This is a genomic window from Herbaspirillum sp. C9C3, assembly GCF_013359625.1.
In the GTDB taxonomy this organism is placed as follows: Bacteria; Pseudomonadota; Gammaproteobacteria; order Burkholderiales; family Burkholderiaceae_D; genus Herbaspirillum.
Genome location: NZ_JABFMQ010000003.1, coordinates 203,991 through 221,456 on the forward strand (window position 1 = coordinate 203,991; position 17,466 = coordinate 221,456).

Sequence of the window (17,466 nt, forward strand, 5' to 3'; positions counted from 1 at the left end):
GGACAAGAAAATGAACACTCCCGCTCCACTGCGCAAACGCTTCGCTCTCACCGCTACGGTCCTGGCCGTCATCGCCCTCGCTATCGGTGGCGCCATTTCGGTGGTAGGCCTCTCGGCCAACGCCACCACCGCACCGACCGCCGCCGCCGCTGGTGCCCCGGTCGATGTGGCCGAAGTGGTCCAGCGCCGGATCATCGACTGGCAATCCTATTCGGGCCGCATCGAAGCCGTCGATCGTGTCGAAATCCGTCCCCTGGTTGGCGGCACCCTGACCGCCGTCCACTTCAAGGATGGCGCGCTGGTCAAGAAGGGCGATCTGCTCTTCACCATCGATCCGCGCCCTTATGAGGCCGAAGTCGCCCGTGCCGAAGCCCAACTGGCCGGTGCAGAAGCCCGCGCCGGCTACACCGCCTCCGACCTGGCCCGTGGTCAGCGCCTGCTGGGCGACAACGCCATCGCCAAGCGCGACTTCGAAGAGAAGCAGAACGCCTCGCGCGAAGCATCAGCCAACGTCGCCGCCGCCCGCGCCGCCCTGCGTGCAGCACGCCTGAACCTGGAATACACCCGCATCACCGCACCGGTGTCCGGACGTATTTCCCGCGCCGAAGTCACGCTCGGGAACGTAGTGAACCCCGGTGCAGCCAATGCGCCCCTCACCACGCTGGTATCCGTGGCCAAGGTCTATGCCTCCTTCGACGTAGATGAACAAAGTTTCCTGAAATACGTCAACCCGGCCCGCGCCGCAGGCACCACCGTCCCCGTGGAACTGGGCCTGGCCAATGAAGACGGCTACTCCCGCAAGGGCCGGGTCGGTTCGGTGGACAACCGTCTCGACACCGCCTCCGGCACCATCCGCGTGCGCGCCATCTTCGACAATGCCGACGGCCAGCTGGTACCGGGTCTGTATGCCCGCGTGCGCCTGGGTGGCGGCTCGCCCCATGAGGCGGTGCTGATCGATGAAAAGGCCATCGGCACCGACCAGGACAAGCGCTTCGTGATGGTGGCCGACAAGGACAACCACGCCAACTATCGCCAGGTGGTGGTAGGCGCCGGTCACGATGGCCTGGTGGTGATCGAAAAGGGTCTGCAGCCGGGTGAACGCATCGTGGTCAATGGCCTGCAGCGCATCCGTCCGGGTGACGCCATCACCCCGACCGTGGTGCCGATGCAGGTGCAGACCGCGACAGCGGCACCGGCGCCCGCTGCCGGCAAGGCCTGATCCGGCACAGACCTCTCTCGCATTCAAGGAAGAACAAGTCGCAGGGGCGCAAACCGCCCGCTGCCCGGGCGTTTGCATCCTGACGACTGACAAGGAACCTACATGAATATCTCCAAATTCTTCATCGACCGCCCGATCTTCGCGGGTGTGCTGTCGGTACTGCTCCTGCTGGGCGGCGTGCTGGCCATGCTGCAGCTGCCCATCTCCGAATATCCGGAAGTGGTGCCGCCCTCGGTGGTGGTGCGCGCCCAGTATCCCGGCGCCAACCCCAAGGTGATCGCCGAGACCGTGGCCGCACCGCTGGAAGAGCAGATCAACGGTGTGGAAAACATGCTCTACATGCAGTCGCAGGCCAACAGCGACGGCAACCTCACCATCACCGTCAACTTCCGCCTGGGGGTCGATCCCGACAAGGCCCAGCAACTGGTGCAGAACCGCGTCTCGCAAGCCCTGCCGCGCCTGCCGGAAGACGTGCAGCGCCTGGGCGTGACCACGCTCAAGTCCTCCCCCACGCTGACCATGGTGGTGCACCTGACCTCGCCCGACAACCGCTATGACACCACCTACCTGCGCAACTATGCGGTCCTCAACGTCAAGGACCGCCTGGCGCGTATCCAGGGTGTCGGTGAAGTGGGCCTGTTCGGTTCTGGCAACTACGCCATGCGCGTCTGGCTCGATCCCAACAAGGTAGCGCAGCGCGGCCTGACGGCTAGCGATGTGGTACGCGCCATCCGCGAGCAGAACGTGCAGGTGGCCGCCGGTGTGATCGGCGCCTCGCCCAGCTCGCCCGACACGCCGCTGCAACTGTCGGTGAACGCGCAAGGCCGCCTGAAGACCGAAGCCGAATTCCGCGACATCATCCTGAAAGCCTCGCCGGATGGCGCCACCACCCGCCTGGGTGACGTGGCCCGGGTGGAGCTGGCCGCTTCCGAATACGGCCTGCGCTCGCTGCTGGACAACAAGCCGGCCGTGGCCATCCCCATCTTCCAGGCGCCCGGCGCCAATGCGCTGGAAGTCTCGACCCAGGTGCGCGCGGCGATGAAGGAATTGTCGGCCGACTTCCCCAGCTCGGTCAGCTACAGCATCGTCTATGACCCCACCCAGTTCGTGCGTGCTTCCATCGAAGCGGTGGTGCATACGTTGCTGGAAGCCATTGCGCTGGTGGTGATCGTGGTGATCATCTTCCTGCAGACCTGGCGCGCCTCCATCATTCCGCTCCTGGCGGTGCCGGTGTCCATCATCGGTACCTTCTCGCTGATGCTGGGCTTCGGCTACACCATCAATGCGCTGTCGCTGTTCGGGATGGTGCTGGCCATCGGTATCGTGGTCGACGATGCCATCGTGGTGGTGGAAAACGTCGAGCGCAACATCGGCGCCGGGCTCTCGCCGCGCGACGCAACCTATCGCGCCATGCAGGAGGTCTCCGGCCCCATCATCGCCATTGCCCTGACGCTGGTGGCGGTGTTCGTGCCGCTGGCCTTCATGACCGGCCTGACCGGCCAGTTCTACAAGCAGTTCGCGATGACCATTGCGATTTCCACCGTCATCTCGGCCTTCAATTCGTTGACGCTCTCGCCGGCCCTGGCCGCCCTGCTGCTCAAGGGCCACGGTGACAAGCCGGACTGGCTGACGCGTCAGATGGACCGCTTCCTCGGTGGTTTCTTCATCCGCTTCAACCGCTTCTTCAATCGCGCCTCCAACAACTACGGCGGCGGCGTGACCGGCGTGATCAAGCGCAAGGGCGCCACCATGGGCGTGTATGTGGTGCTGCTGGCCGCGACCCTGGGGGTGTCCTACATCGTCCCCGGCGGTTTCGTGCCGGGGCAGGACAAGCAATATCTGGTGGCCTTCGCGCAGCTGCCCAATGGCGCCTCCATCGACCGCAGCGAAGAAGTGATGCGCAAGATGAGCGACATCATGTTGAAGGAACCCGGTGTGGCCAGTGCGATTGCCTTCCCCGGCCTGTCCATCAACGGTTTCACCAACAGCTCCTCGGCCGGTATCGTCTTCGTGGGTCTGAAGCCCTTTGAGGAACGCAAGAGCAAGGAATTGTCGGGCAATGCCATCGCCGCCTCGCTGAACAAGAAATTCGGCAGCATCAAGGAAGCCTTCACCGCCGTCTTCCCGCCACCGCCAGTCATGGGGCTGGGCACGCTGGGTGGCTTCAAGATGCAGATCGAAGACCGCGGTGCGCTGGGTTATGCCGAACTGGACAAGGCCGCACAAGCCTTCATGAAGGCGGCGGCCAAGGAACCGGCGCTGGGTCCGATGTTCTCCAGCTACCAGATCAACGTGCCGCAACTGGATGTGGAACTGGATCGTGTGAAGGCCAAGCAGCTCGGCATCCCTGTCACCGATGTGTTCAACACCATGCAGATCTACCTCGGCTCGCTGTATGTGAACGACTTCAACCGCTTCGGCCGCGTCTACCAGGTGCGTGCCCAGGCTGACGCGCCCTTCCGCGCCAAGGCCGAGGACATCGCGCAACTGAAGACCCGCAACGATGCCGGAGAGATGGTGCCGCTGTCTTCGGTGGTGAAGGTCAAGCAGACCTTCGGTCCGGAAATGGTGGTGCGCTACAACGGTTATACCGCCGCCGACATCAACGGCGGCCCGGCACCCGGCTATTCGTCGGACCAGGCCCAGGCTGCTGCCGAACGCGTGGCCGCTGCCACCCTGCCACGCGGCATCAAGTTCGAATGGACCGACCTGACCTATCAGAAGATCCTGGCCGGCAATGCGGGCGTGTGGGTGTTCCCGATCAGCGTGCTGCTGGTGTTCCTGGTGCTGGCTGCGCTGTATGAAAGCCTGACCCTGCCGCTGGCCGTGATCCTGATCGTGCCGATGAGCATCCTGGCGGCCTTGACCGGTGTCTGGCTGACCCGTGGCGACAACAACATCTTCACCCAGATCGGCCTGATGGTACTGGTGGGACTCTCGGCCAAGAACGCCATCCTGATCGTGGAATTCGCCCGCGAACTGGAGATGCAGGGCCGCAGCGCCGTACAAGCCGCCATCGAAGCCAGCCGCCTGCGTCTGCGTCCGATCCTGATGACCTCCATCGCCTTCATCATGGGTGTGGTGCCGCTGGTGACGTCCTCCGGCGCGGGTTCGGAAATGCGTCATGCGATGGGGATCGCGGTGTTCTTCGGCATGCTGGGCGTGACCCTGTTCGGCCTGTTCCTGACCCCGGTGTTCTATGTCCTGCTGCGCACCATCGACCGCCGCGCGCTGCACTCGGCCTCGCATCACGAAGCACCGATGACTGCCGGCACCCACATCGCCCACGCTGCACCGGGCGCACAGGATGATCGCTGATCTGCGGATCAGCCCATGAATGGAGCAAGAAAAATGATGACCCAATCTCTATCGATGAGCCGCCTGCTGCGCCCCGTGCGCATCGGCTCGGCCCTGCTGGCAGCGCTGCTGGTACTGGCCGGCTGCTCGGTGGCCCCGACCTATGAACGTCCTTCGGTGGACACCCCGGCCGCCTTCAAGGAAGCCGCCCCGACCGCGCAGACCGGCGAAAACGGCAGCCAGTGGAAGACCGCCCAGCCCGCCGAAGACATCGCCCGCGGCCAGTGGTGGAAGATCTTCGGTGACGACAAGCTGAACGCCCTCGAAGACACCGCCCAGCAAGCCAACCAGGACCTCAAGGCCGCCGCCGCGCGACTCGGCCAGGCGCGCGCCCTGACCCGCGATGCACGCTCGGGCTACTTCCCGCAGGTGGATGCAGGGGTCGGCGCGACCCGCCAGCGCCCTTCGCCCGCCTCACAAGGGTTAGCGGCCGATGCCAATACACAACCGTTCACTCTGTATCGCGCACAAGTGAATGTTTCTTACGAAGTTGACCTGTTCGGCCGGGTCGCCTCCACGGTCGATGCCGCCACCGCCGATGCCCAGCGCAGCGAGGCATTGTTCCACTCGGTGCTGCTGGCCTTGCAGGCCGACGTGGCGCAGCAGTATTTCCAGGTGCGCGAACTGGATGCCGCCGCTGAGCTGTACCGCGGCACTGTGGACCTGCGCCAGGAATCGCTGCGCCTGGTGCAGCGCCGCTTCGATGAGGGTGATATCAGCGAGGTCGACGTCGCCCGTGCCCGCTCCGAACTGGCCTCGGCCCAATCGGAGGCGCTGGGCATTGCGCGCCAGCGCGCCAGTGCCGAACATGCGCTGGCGATCCTGCTGGGCCGCACCCCGGCCGAGTTCTCGCTGCCGCCACAACCGCTCACGCGCCTGAACGTATCGGTGCCGGCGGGGCTGCCTTCGGCGCTGCTGGAACGCCGTCCCGACATCGCCGCCGCCGAGCGCGCCATGGCTGCCGCCAATGCCCGCGTGGGCGTGGCCAAGTCGGCCTTCTTCCCGGCGCTGAACCTGACCGGTGGCCTGGGGTATGAGTCGGCGCAACTGGGCGATCTCTTCAACTGGTCCAGCCGCACTTTCCTGCTGGGACCGCTGGTAGGCACGGCCTTGTCAATGCCGCTCTTCGATGGCGACCGCCGTCAGGCCGGTGTGGATCGTGCGCGCGCCAGCTATGAAGAACAGGTGGCCACCTATCGCGGCACGGTCTTGAATGCCTTCCGCGAAGTGGAAGACAACCTGGCCAATCTGCGCATCCTGGATGACCAGAACCGCGCCCAGGATGAAGCCGTGGCTGCCTCCTCGCGCGCAGCCAAACTCTCGCACACGCAGTACCGCGAGGGTGCGGTGAGCTACTTCAGCGTCATCGATGCCGATCGCACCGTGCTGCAGACCAGGCGCGCCTCGGTCACGCTCGATGGCGAACGCGCCCGTTCCACCGTCAACCTGATCCGCGCACTGGGCGGCGGCTGGGGCGGACCGGCGACGCAGCTGTCTTCCTCGAAGTAGGAGCGCCCGCAGCGACAAGCAACAAACAAAAACCAGCAATACGAAAAACCGGCCCGCATCCTTCGATGCGGGCCGGTCATGCAGCAGAATTTCCCGTGGTACTTCAGCCCGCCCCGCACCCAGCGACGGCGGGCATTTTTTACGCCACCTGCGGCAAGCCCGCCCGCTGCAACAACTGGCTGCAGCGCTGCGACAAGGTCACCACGCGCAGGTCCTTGCCAAGTCGGGCATAGCGCTCGGCCAGGGTCTGCACGGCAGCAATGGCGGAATGATCGGCCAGGCGCAGATGGCGGCAATCCAGGGTGACCTGCTGCGGATCATTGACGGTATCGAACAATTCGAGGAAATGCGTGGTGGAAGCAAAGAACAGCGTGCCATGCGGCAGGTAGGTGCGGCTGCCGTCGTCTTCATCGCGCACATCCGAGCGCACTTCGCGCGCATGCTGCCAGGCGAAGTTGAGCGCGGCGATCACGATGCCGCACAACACCGCCACGGCCAGATCGGTCAGCACCGTAATGACCGTCACCGCAATGATGACCAGCGCGTCGTTCCGCGGCACCTTGCCCAGCACCCGCAGCGAGCCCCAGGCGAAGGTCTCCTGCGCCACCACCAGCATGACCCCGGCCAGCGCGGCCAGAGGAATGCGCTCGATGGCCGGCGAAAGGAACAGGATGAACAGCAGGATCATGCCACCGGCCACCGCCCCGGAGAGCCGCGACCGGCCGCCGGAGCCGAGGTTGATCATGGTCTGGCCGATCATGGCGCAACCGCCCATGCCACCGAACAGGCCCGAGACGATGTTGGCCGCGCCCAGGGCCAGGCATTCGCGGTTGGGCTGGCCCCGGCTGGAGGTGATCTCATCGGTGAGATTGAAGGTCAGCAGGGTTTCAAGCAGGCCGACGATGGCCATGAGTACCGCGTAGGGACCGATGATGCGCAGCGTCTCCAGGTTCATCGGCACGCTCGGCCAGTGCAGTGGCGGCAGGCCGCCGGCGATGTGGGCCATGTCGGCCAGCGTACGGGTATGCAGGCCGCTGGCCCAGGTCACCAGTCCCACCCCCAGAATGGCCGCCAGCGCCGGTGGAACCGCCTTGGTCACGCGCGGCAGCAGCCACACGATCAGCATGGTCGCCAGGGTCAGGCCGATCATGATGGCCAGCGCCGAGCCCTGCAGCCATTGCGGACCGGCAGCAGTATCGACACGGAAATGCTCCAGCTGCGACATGGCGATCACGATGGCCAGGCCATTGACGAAACCCAGCATCACCGGATGCGGCACCATGCGCACCAGCTTGCCCAGCCTGAGCGCACCGAAGAGCAGCATGATCACGCCCGAGAGCACCACCGTCGCCAGGAAATACTGTGCACCATGCTGCACCACCAGCGCCACGATGACCACGGCCATCGAGCCGGCAGCCCCGGAAATCATGCCCGGGCGGCCACCGAAAAGAGCCGTGATGGTACAGATGAAGAAAGCACCATATAGCCCCATGAGCGGGTTCAACTGGGCCACCAGCGCAAAGGCGATACATTCGGGCACCAGTGCAAAGGAAGTGGTAAGGCCGGCCAGTACGTTCTGGCGCAGATCGCGCAGGCGCGAAGTCGGGGTGGCGATAGTCGTCATGGGCAAGATCAGCGGGAAAACAGCAGGAAAACAGCAGGAAAGCAGCAGCCGCAGACGTCAGGGTCGCGGCAGGAATGGAACAGCAAGCAATGACATGTACGATGTCGTGCCGACAACTCACGCGCGGCATGCCGCACGGCGGGCAGGAAAGGAAGTCCTTATTTTACCGCATTGCAGCATACGCTGCCCGGACGCTGCCTGTCCGCCTCATTCGCGGGAATACAACACTCGCAAGGCGACGCGTTTTTCGGCTGGGGGCAACTGATTGACAGCCAGCAGGTAGGCGATGGAGGCATCGCAGGTCGCCACCGGATCGGCCTGGCGCCGCAATGGCGAGGACAGCAGTTTCAACTGTTCCTGGGTCAGCGGGGCCAGCGCCTTGCGCATGACGCGGGTCCGCTCGGCCAGGCTGTAGCGCCCGGCGTTGGCCGGGTCGGCATCGCGCAGCAGGCGCTGGGTCATCTGTTGCTCGCGGTTGGCGAATTCCTGTGGCAGCGCCGCTTGCGGGGCTTCCCGGCCGGCCGCGGCATCGGCGCGCGAACGGGGATAGATCAGTTCGGTACAGGCCGACACGCTGATGCCGCGCAGCGCCACGGCCTCATCCAGCAGCAATTGCTGGAACTCGGCGAGCGATTCATCGGAGGCGATGGGCAGCAGCCGCCGACTCAGCAGTCCGACCTGCTCGCGCCCCACGGCCAGGATCTCGGCATCCGAGGCATGCGCCTGCACCTTGGCCCAGGCCAGGTCGATGGTCCGGGCGAAGGCGGCCGGATGATAGCGCGCCATGATGTCGAAGAGCGCGCCCTTCTTGAATTCGGCCTCCAGCACATCGCGCGACGTGGCGATGGTGGCGATCTGCGCGGTCTCGCCGCCCGGTGCCAGGCGCGTGAGCACGCCGGCCTGCAACAGTTGGCCCAGCTCGGGATACCAGCTCTGCGCTGCCGGCGTATCGGCAATGCGTTCGATGAAGTCATGCGGCAGGCCCAGCTTGCCGTAGGTCTCGAAGGTCAGCTTGCGGTCGAAGCTCTTGTTGATGCGGTCATCGCCGCCGACCGTGTAGAGCGTATGGAAACCGATGTGCGCGCGCGGGTCCATGGCACGGTCACGGCCGGCCAGGAAGGCCAGCGTGCAGGAGGACGAGCACTCCTGTTCCACATAGGTGTTGAGCCGGTGACGACGGATCACCTCGCCCACCAGCTTGCCCTCGCGCACCCAGCCACCGGCCGAATACAGCACCACGGTGCGCACCGAGGGGTGCTGTTGCAGGACCGCATCGAGGCCATCGGCTGCACCATCGTTCATGCCACCTTGCAGCAGGACCGACTTGCCATCCACCCGCACCTGGTACACCACGGGTGGCCCCAGTTGCTTGCCCAGCGCGATGTCCAGCTGTTCACGTACCGAGTGCGCCGCCCGCCAGGTGCTGGTGACCATGCTGATGACACCACAGAGGATGAGGAACTTGACCACCACCTCGGCCCAGCGCCGTCCGCCGCGCCCCACATGCTTGCTGGCCGAGCGCCAGCAGCCGCATACGCCCCAGGTCCAGGCCAGATAGCTGAAGGCGGCGATGCCCAGCACCCCGGCCATGCCGTAGCGCGCCGGCATGTCGTTGGTCAGCCGCGCCAGCACCGAGATGGCCAGCGCCGGTACCAGCGAGGTCAGCAGGACGGTATGCAGCCAGTAGGAGCGGCCCAGCCCATAATCGCCGCGCCAGTGACGACGCACGAAACCGGTGGACGAACGGGTGGGAACGGGAGATCGGGTTACTGCCTCGGACACGTGGTGCTTTTCCTCGATGCGCTGCGGCCAGGCACACAGCGTCTTCAATGAAAGGTGACTTTATGAAGACCTCAGCATAACCCAGCTTGGCGATGCCGTCGCGCTTTCAGCCGCCGTGGCCGGGAATGCGCGACAGGTCGACCTGGTCGATCTGGCTGGGGTGCATGAATTGTTGGGCATACTTCTCGTAGATGCGTTCCCGCACGAACAGATCGAACAGATCCGGATCGATATGGTTGCGTTGCTTGAACCCGGCCAGGATCTCGACCGCCTCGTTGAGCGTATTGCCACGCTTGTAGGGCCGGTCGGCGGCGGTCACCGCCTCGAAGATGTCGGCCACCGCCATGATGCGGGCCTGCACCGACATCTGCTCGCGCGTGAGGCCCTTGGGATAGCCCTTGCCATCCATGCGCTCGTGGTGGCCGCCGGCAAACTCCGTGACCCGCGCCAGCTGCCTGGGCCACGGCAAGGATTCCAGCATCTTGATGGTGATGACGATGTGGTTGTTGATGATGGCGCGTTCGGCATCATTGAGGGTGCCGGCACGGATGCGCAGGTTGCCTGCTTCCTCGTCATCGAGCAGTTTGCGCAGCTGGCCATCGGGGCCGCGCCAGCTGCGCTCGGCGATGTCCAGCACGCGCTGCTGGTCTTCCGCGCGCATGCCTTCGGTGCCGTAGTTGATCTTGCGCAGGAAAGCCCGCTCCTCGTCCAAGGTCAGCAACTCGGCCTGCAGCCCGGCCTCCAGTTCGGCCACGCGTTGCGGGGTCAGCGCGGCGCCCAGCGCCAGTTTCTCCTGCAAGACGCGGATCTCGGCATCGCGCTTGAGGACTTCGAAACGCGTGTCGATCAGGTGAATGCGATCGAAAATGGTCTCCAGCTTGGTCGCCTTTTCGACGATATGACTGGGCGTGCCGATCTTGCCGCAATCGTGCAGCAGACCGGCCAGCCACAGTTCGCGGCGGTCGGCCTCGCTCATGCTGAAATCGGCCAGCGGTCCTTCGGTAGTATTGTGCGCAGCCTCGGCCAGCATCATGGCCAGTTGCGGTACCTGCTCGCAATGGCGCCCGGTGTGCGGGGATTTTTCACCGATGCCGATGTTGATGAGCTTGATCAGGCTTTCGAACAGGTTTTCCAGACGCGCGATCAACTGCTGGTTGGTCATCGTCATGGCGGCTTGCGCGGCCAGGGCCTCAATGAAGCGCTGGTCGGTTTCCGAGAAGGGAACCGCCTCGCCACTGTCGGCATCGATGGCGTTGATGAGCTGCAACACCCCCACCAGCTCGCCCTCGTGATCCTGCATCGGCACCGTCAGGATGGACTTGGAATGGTAGCCATACTTCTCGTCGAAGAGCCGCATGCCATTGAAATTGAATCCGCTGGCCTGGTAGACATCGGCGATGTTGACCGATTCCCGGGTATTGGCCGCATAGGCCGCCACCGCCGTCAGATTGGGCTTGCCGTCGGGCAAGCTCAGGGCGATGTCGGCAATCGAGATGACCTGGCCGCTGCTGCCACCCTGGTGCATCTTGAGGGTCTGGTTGACGGAAATGTCGAAGCGCAGCGCCTCGCCATTGTCGGTGGTGCGGTAGAGGGTGCCGCCATCGGCACGGGTGATGTCGCGCGCGGTCAGCAGGATGCGTTCCAGCAACAGGGGAATGTCGCGCTGGCTGCCCAGCTCGCGGCACAGGTCGGTGAGGCGCTCCAGCCGATAGGCGATGTCGCGGTGCTCGCCGGCAGTGGGCGCGAGATCGTGCATGCTGGCCGGGACGTTCATGCTTCCATCTCCCGCGCGCCACAGTGCGAACACTGGACGCGATGGCGGGTGTGAGTTGCTGGATGGACGACTGGCAACATGCGGCTCCCTGAAGCGTTGGCATACGGACATGGCGCGATCATTGCCAGAGGACAATGTCGGCGCACTTTTGGCGGATGCTTTTTCGGCATCATCGCGATTTTAGAACGACTGCGCACGCCGTCTTGCAGCGAGCTTGAGGGGAATTGACCGCCAATTCTGCGCTTGCCCGACGCGCTCGCCAAGGCCGAGCTCAGGGATATCCCGATTGCACAGCACCGCTGAATCCCTTACCATCACGATATGTTGCATAATTTGCTACATCGTCCGCAAAGCCAGTCCGGACAAGGGTTTCCGGACTGCAACAAGGTTCCGAATCAGTCCGAGCGGTGGGGCCGGAACCCATAACCTATGAGCGGCAATCACAATGCGTGTAGAAATCCTGGGATGCAGCGGGGGCATCGGTGGCAATGGCATGCGCACCACCTCTCTGCTCATCGATGACGATATCCTGATCGACGCCGGCACCGGTGTCGGCGACCTGTCGCTGGCGCGGCTGGTGAAGATCGATCACGTTTTCATCACCCATGCGCACCTGGATCACATTGCCTGCCTGCCACTGATGATCGACAGCGTGGGCGACATGCGCAGCGCCCCGCTGACCATGCACGCCAGCGCGGCGACCATGGAGATCATCCGCAAGCACATCTTCAACTGGCACATATGGCCCGACTTCAGCGTCATCCCCGATGCCCAGCGCCCCTTCCTGCGCTTCGCCACGGTTGAGCCGGGCCAACCTGTGCAGCTGGGCCAGCGCAGCATCACGCCGCTGCCCGCAGCGCATACCGTGCCGGCCGTCGGTTACCAGGTCCGCAATCATGCCAGCGGTGCCTCGCTGGCCTTCAGCGGCGACACCTGTCGCTGTGCACCACTGTGGGAGGCGGTCAATCGCATCGACCAGTTGCGCTATCTGATCATCGAGGCCGCCTTCGCCAACCGCGACCGTGAGCTGGCACTGCTGTCCAAGCACCTGTGCCCCAGCCTGCTGCTGGAGGAACTGCAACACCTGCAGGGCCATCCGGAGGTCCTGATCACCCACGCCAAACCCGGACAACTTGAGGAGATCGCCGCAGAAATCGCGGCCGGGTCCGGCCCGCATCATCCGCGCATGCTGGCCACGGGAACCATACTGGAATTCTGACGGGCTGCCTGGCCAACGACAAAGGCGCCGCACATCCGTGCCGGCGCCTTTTTTCATGTCTGCGCCAGGCGCGGCCGGGCGCTTACTGGGTCACGCAGGCATCCAGCTTGGCCGCACCGATCTTTTGCGTCCCGGTATTGGCATTGCTGCTGATGGTCGGCGGCATCGTCACCGCCACGCCTTGCGTCGGCGGCACGATCACCGGCGGCAGCGAGATCGAGGGGACGAAACCGAACTGGCCCGCGCTGTAGAGTTGCGTGCCACTGGGGTTGGTGACCTGAATGGCACCGCTGACCACATCCACGTGCAGGCCGTTGGCCGGCGGCTGACCGTTGGGGGTCGGCACACCGCCGCAATCGTTCTGGCAGTACAGGGCGCCGAAGTGGGTGCCGCGGATACCGATGGTGGCCGTGGGCGTATCGAAATTGACGGCATCGTGGTTGCGCTTGCCAACCAGCCCGGTGACCGCCCGCAGTCCGCCCTTGACCAGACTGATGGCGACCGAGTCATTCTTCGGATCTTTATCGTCGTAGAGGTATTTGCTCACGGCCACCTCGGACCCCGGACGCAACACGATCTCGCCGTTGTCGACGAACTTGACGCGGGCATAGGTCTCGCGCTCGGTGATGAGCGTGTCGCCCTGCAGGATCGCCGACTTGACCGACAGCACCACGCGCGTACCGTCGGCATGCCGCACACTGAGTACGCCCGACAGATGGGTGACCTGCCCGACCACCGGCTGCGCCTGGGCGAAGGCGCAGGTCACCGCCAGCAGAAGCAGCAGTGCCATCACCAGCCCGATCGGTGGACGCCGGAACGAGGCCGGCGGATTTTGCTTGAAGAAATTCATGAAGATCACATCATCCGGTTATTACGGGTCATCCGTCGTGCATCCCGTATCACATCAGGTACACATCGGCAGCGGTTTCTTGGCCTGCTTGCGGTCCTCGCCCTCGTCACCGAAGTGGTCCGTCGTGCCACCCACGGTCTGGGTGGCATTGCCGGTCTGCTGCACCACACTGCCGTTGACGGGAGCCACCTCCGTGCCGGGCTGGGCGTTGTTCAGACTGGTCTGCAGGTCCTGGCTCTGCTGGTTCTGTTGTTGCTGCACGGCCTGCGCAGCCTGGCTGTTGCTCGAGCTGCTGGTAGTGCCCGTCACCGGAGTGCGGGTGCCATTGGCGTCAACGATGGTCACGCCCTGGGCATAACCGATGACCTGACCAGACGCCACCGACAGCAGTGCCACGCCCGGGGGCGAGGTCGAGATATTGGCGTTGATGGTCATCGAATCACCCGCCGACAGCGTGATGTTGCCCCCCGTGGAGACCAGAACCCCGTTGATCAGCAGTGTGTCATTGCTGCCCGAGGAGGCGCTGGCGGTCAGGGTAATGGTCCCGGTGGCGCTGACGCCGCCGGAACCGATCGTCAGCGGGCTGTGCGTCACGACGCTGACCGTACCGTTGCTGGTCTTGATCTGGCCACTGCTGTTGATGCCCAGGGTGGTGAGCCTGCTGCTGGTACTGATGGTCGCGCCGCTGGCCTCGGCGGGCAGGCTGCCGAGGAAGTTGGCCTTGGCGCCGATGGCCGAGGTCACCACGCCGCCGGTGTTGTCGATGCTGATATTGCCGCGCGTGGTCGTGACGCCATTGATGCTGACCGCACTGGCATCGCTGGTGTTGAGGGTGTTCTTCAAGGTGATATCACCGGTGCCGCTGTTGTTGGCGGCAAAGCCTGCAATCTGGTTGCCGGTGTTGTTGAAGGTGATGCCGTTGCTGGCCGAGGCGATCAACTGCGACTTCACGTGCATTGCGGTTCCGGTGTTCTGGCTGAGATTGCCGCTGGCTGCCTCCAGCACCAGATTGTTGGCGGTGATGTTGCCAACGGCCAGAGAACCGTCAGCCTGCGACAGGGCCGCATCGGCCAGGGTCAGATTGCCGCCGCTCTGGCTGAAGGAGTCGGTCACCACCAGGCGCGAACCGACGTTGCCTGTGACGGTACCATTGGAGACCGTCAGGTTGGACAGGCGCACATCCCCTCCCAGGGTCAGGTCGCCTGCCGTCAGCACCGCCGTCATGCCGGACTGGGCGGCGCTGGCCACGGTGACGGTGCCGTTGAGCAGGACTGTCTGCCCCTCTCTGTAGTCCGTGCCGCCGATATTGAGGGTCCCGTTGCCGCTGGTAGTGCCATTGAGCACCAGGGCGGCAACGCTGCCCTCACTGGCGTCGCTGGCGACATTGACGCTGATGGTCCCGTTGTTGCTGGTACTGTTGCGCACCGTGAGCGTACCGCCTTGCTGATTGAGCTGGGCATCGGACCCGATCTGAAGATTGGCGACGGTATCGTCACCACTGCCATGCCTGACGCTCTGATCGCCCGTGATGACCACCGTATCGATCTGCGTCGGCATGTAGGTAGACACATTGCCTACCGTGGCGTTGCTGCTCCAGTTGGAGCGGTCTTCCCAGCCCCCCTCGGAATAGGAGGACTGCTGGTAAGTGAAGGTCTCGGCCCCGCGCAAGGACAGATTGGCCAGGCCATTCTCATCGTAGACCGCCTTGAACATCTTCTCTTGCTGCCCCGCGCCGACGATATCGCCCGTCACGGTGCCGAAGTAGTCGCTCAATTGCTGACCCTGAGCGAGGTTGAAAGGATTGATGCTCACCTCACCGGTAGGCGCATAGCCGTCCAGCAGGCGGGTCTTGAGCGTACCGCCCAGCCTGGCTGAGGACCACCCCATCAGGTCGATCTGGTCGTAGCTGTCGGCGCTGGCGATATCGATGAGCATCTTCCCGGTATCACCCTGACTGAAGCGGGGCTCGGTGGATTCACCAAAGCCTCTGAGGATGAGATGGCCCACAGTCCCATCGCTGCCCGGCGCCAGAACACCGTCATTGGTGAATGACCCGCTGACCGCAACGGTGCCGTTGCCGGCGATGGTGCCATTGGCCTCATTGCTGATGGCGGCGGCACTGATGTTGCCACCGGCCAGCGTCAGCAGACCGTAGTTGGTCAGACTGGCATTGCCCGTCACGTTCAGGGAAGCGGCGTCGCCGTTGAGGGTGAGCGTGGCATTGGCATTGTTGGTCACATCACCGCTGGAAGCGACGTTGCCGCTGATGTTGAACGTAGCGTTGTTGGTGATGCCATCACTACCAACGGACAGGCTGTTGTTGCCACTCGTGGCCACGTTGACGGTACCGTTGTTGTTGAGCGAAGTGATGTTGCCCTGGCCACCGTTCAGTGTCAGGGTACCGGCACTGTTGACGGTCACCGCGGCTGCGCTCAGGTTGCCGCTGCCCAGGTTGACCGTGCCATTGTTGATGAGCAGATCGCCGCTGGCCGAACCGTCGTTGACGCTCAGGGAGCCGCCATTGAGCAGAATGCGCGCGCCATTGTCGACGGTACTCAGATGACTCGTCTTGCCCTCGTCCAGGACACGGGCTTCCGAGACGACCTGCGTCCCCGGCCCGCTGTAACCGCTGTTGAGGATCAGATCCAGTGCGCCCCCCTGGCTGGTGATGTCAGCCGTGATGCTGATGTTGTTGGCGGCATTGAGCGTGAGCGAACTGTTGGCCGATCCGGTCTTGCTGATATTGGCCGTGACGTTGATGTTGCCGCCCAGTCCTTCGCCATCGCCCGTCACCAGCTGGACGTTGGTTCCGTTGTTGAGCTGGCTGGTGATGGTCTCTGCGGTGATCCTTGATCCGCTGCCGGTGGAGGTGATGGCGTAATCGCTTGAACAGGCAGGAATGCTGATGTTCACATTCTGCGAACCGGTGGACACCACATCCAGGTTAAGCGGATCGATGAGCCAGGTGCCGCCCGCTCCCACCCTGGGAACCTTCACCACTTCCAGTTGCTTCAGACCGGAGGTATCGACAAAGCCGCCCGCACCTGACGTGCCCAGTGCCGACACGTCGCCATCAATGAAGGCCGTATTGGCGGCATACAAGGTGACGTTGCCCCCCTGAGTGCCATCGGCATTGATGCTGGAGCTGGCAGTGGTGGTCAGGTTGCCCGATGCGCGCAGGAAGATGCGGCCACCTTCACGCACCACGCTGGAGGCATTGATGACGCCACTGTTGGTAATGAGACCGGCCGCCACGCCGATCCGCCCGGCCTCGGCCGTGATCGTGCCCAGGTTGGTGACGTTGCCGGCACTGCCGGTGACGTTGACGGTCACGCCCGGTGTGGCCGTATCGGCCAGGGTCACGGTCTGACCTGCGGCCAGGATGACCTCGCCCTGCGGGCTGGTGATGATGCCGCTGTTGGACGCACTGCCGCCGATCAGGTAAACGCTGCCACCGGTGGCGGAGGTGATCTTGCCCTGGTTGTCCACCAGTCCGGCAGTACCATCCTTGACGAAGTTGAGCCGGCCGGCCAGGAAGTCGCTGTCGCTCACGGCCAGCGAAGTGGCGATGAAGCGCGCTGCATCGACCGTACCGCTGGGGCCGATCACCACGCCATTGGGGTTGTACAGCACCACCGTGCCATTGGCCGAGAGCTTGCCGTAGATCTGCGAGATATCGGCTCCGGTCACCTTGGCCAGCAAGGCGGCCGAGGCACCCGGCTGGAGCACGTTGACGGTCGCATCCGCACCGATGCTGAAGGACGCGAAAGCGGCGATGGCCTGCGGCGAGAGCTGGTTGATGTTGAGCGTGTTGCCGTTCTGGCTGAAGCTGAGATTGCCGTTGACCACGCTCCACCCGGTGGGCAGGGTGCCAGGTGCCGGGGCTGCTGCCAGCGCCGTTGCCTGCCAGGCAGCGCACACGGCGGCCGCCGCCAGTGACAGGCGCAGGCCCGGCGCCAGCACGCGCACCCAGGCGCGTCGCAACAGACGCGACAACAGCATCGGCAGGGGCTTGCGTACGCGCCAGGTCAAGCTCAGGCGGCGCTTGCCCACGCGCACCGTGATCGATGGCGGCAGCAGTTCGATGGCCGGACGGGCCGGTACTTGCACGGCAGTGGATGGTGATGTCATG

Annotated in this window: 9 protein-coding genes; 4 read left to right on the forward strand and 5 right to left on the reverse strand. The window is 64.3% G+C overall.

The window, feature by feature from the left end:
• Positions 1-10: 10 nt before the first annotated feature.
• The 3 genes from HNO82_RS04955 to HNO82_RS04965 all read left to right on the forward strand — a co-directional run bounded on the left by HNO82_RS04955 (position 11) and on the right by HNO82_RS04965 (position 6,085).
• Complete coding sequence (locus HNO82_RS04955) at positions 11-1,219, forward strand: efflux RND transporter periplasmic adaptor subunit (RefSeq protein ID WP_175342937.1); 1,209 nt, start codon at positions 11-13, stop codon at positions 1,217-1,219.
• Between the two features lie 102 nt (positions 1,220-1,321).
• Complete coding sequence (locus HNO82_RS04960; RefSeq protein ID WP_175342938.1) at positions 1,322-4,537, forward strand: efflux RND transporter permease subunit; 3,216 nt, start codon at positions 1,322-1,324, stop codon at positions 4,535-4,537.
• 33 nt (positions 4,538-4,570) lie between these two features.
• A complete protein-coding gene (locus HNO82_RS04965; protein ID WP_175342939.1) occupies positions 4,571-6,085 on the forward strand; it encodes an efflux transporter outer membrane subunit in 1,515 nt (504 codons plus the stop codon).
• Between the two features lie 139 nt (positions 6,086-6,224).
• Here HNO82_RS04965 and HNO82_RS04970 read toward each other — a convergent pair whose 3' ends face one another.
• From HNO82_RS04970 to HNO82_RS04980, 3 genes are all read right to left on the reverse strand, one after another.
• Positions 6,225-7,709, reverse strand: coding sequence for a SulP family inorganic anion transporter (locus HNO82_RS04970; RefSeq protein WP_175342940.1), 1,485 nt, complete (start codon positions 7,707-7,709; stop codon positions 6,225-6,227).
• 207 nt (positions 7,710-7,916) lie between these two features.
• Positions 7,917-9,491, reverse strand: a complete 1,575-nt coding sequence (locus HNO82_RS04975) for a COG3904 family protein (protein WP_349627551.1) — start codon at positions 9,489-9,491, stop codon at positions 7,917-7,919.
• 106 nt (positions 9,492-9,597) lie between these two features.
• Complete coding sequence (locus HNO82_RS04980; RefSeq protein WP_175342942.1) at positions 9,598-11,265, reverse strand: HD family phosphohydrolase; 1,668 nt, start codon at positions 11,263-11,265, stop codon at positions 9,598-9,600.
• Between the two features lie 445 nt (positions 11,266-11,710).
• Between HNO82_RS04980 and HNO82_RS04985 the strand changes: the two genes are divergently transcribed.
• On the forward strand, positions 11,711-12,484 hold the full coding sequence (locus HNO82_RS04985) for a 3',5'-cyclic-nucleotide phosphodiesterase (RefSeq protein ID WP_175342943.1): 774 nt from the start codon (positions 11,711-11,713) through the stop codon (positions 12,482-12,484).
• 82 nt (positions 12,485-12,566) lie between these two features.
• Here the strand turns inward: HNO82_RS04985 and HNO82_RS04990 are convergent, their stop codons facing one another.
• The gene (locus tag HNO82_RS04990) at positions 12,567-13,334 is read right to left on the reverse strand and encodes a FecR family protein (RefSeq protein ID WP_175342944.1); all 768 of its coding nucleotides are present in this window, start codon (positions 13,332-13,334) and stop codon (positions 12,567-12,569) included.
• A gap of 54 nt (positions 13,335-13,388) precedes the next feature.
• On the reverse strand, positions 13,389-17,465 hold the full coding sequence (locus tag HNO82_RS04995) for a beta strand repeat-containing protein (RefSeq protein ID WP_175342945.1): 4,077 nt from the start codon (positions 17,463-17,465) through the stop codon (positions 13,389-13,391).
• Position 17,466: the final 1 nt, after the last annotated feature.

Coding starts and splice junctions, on each gene's coding strand:
- HNO82_RS04955 (WP_175342937.1), top strand. CDS start 11: ATGAACACTCCCGCTCCACTGCGCAAACGCTTCGCTCTCACCGCTACG.
- HNO82_RS04960 (WP_175342938.1), top strand. CDS start 1,322: ATGAATATCTCCAAATTCTTCATCGACCGCCCGATCTTCGCGGGTGTG.
- HNO82_RS04965 (WP_175342939.1), top strand. CDS start 4,571: ATGATGACCCAATCTCTATCGATGAGCCGCCTGCTGCGCCCCGTGCGC.
- HNO82_RS04970 (WP_175342940.1), bottom strand. CDS start 7,709: ATGACGACTATCGCCACCCCGACTTCGCGCCTGCGCGATCTGCGCCAG.
- HNO82_RS04980 (WP_175342942.1), bottom strand. CDS start 11,265: ATGAACGTCCCGGCCAGCATGCACGATCTCGCGCCCACTGCCGGCGAG.
- HNO82_RS04985 (WP_175342943.1), top strand. CDS start 11,711: ATGCGTGTAGAAATCCTGGGATGCAGCGGGGGCATCGGTGGCAATGGC.
- HNO82_RS04990 (WP_175342944.1), bottom strand. CDS start 13,334: ATGAATTTCTTCAAGCAAAATCCGCCGGCCTCGTTCCGGCGTCCACCG.
- HNO82_RS04995 (WP_175342945.1), bottom strand. CDS start 17,465: ATGACATCACCATCCACTGCCGTGCAAGTACCGGCCCGTCCGGCCATC.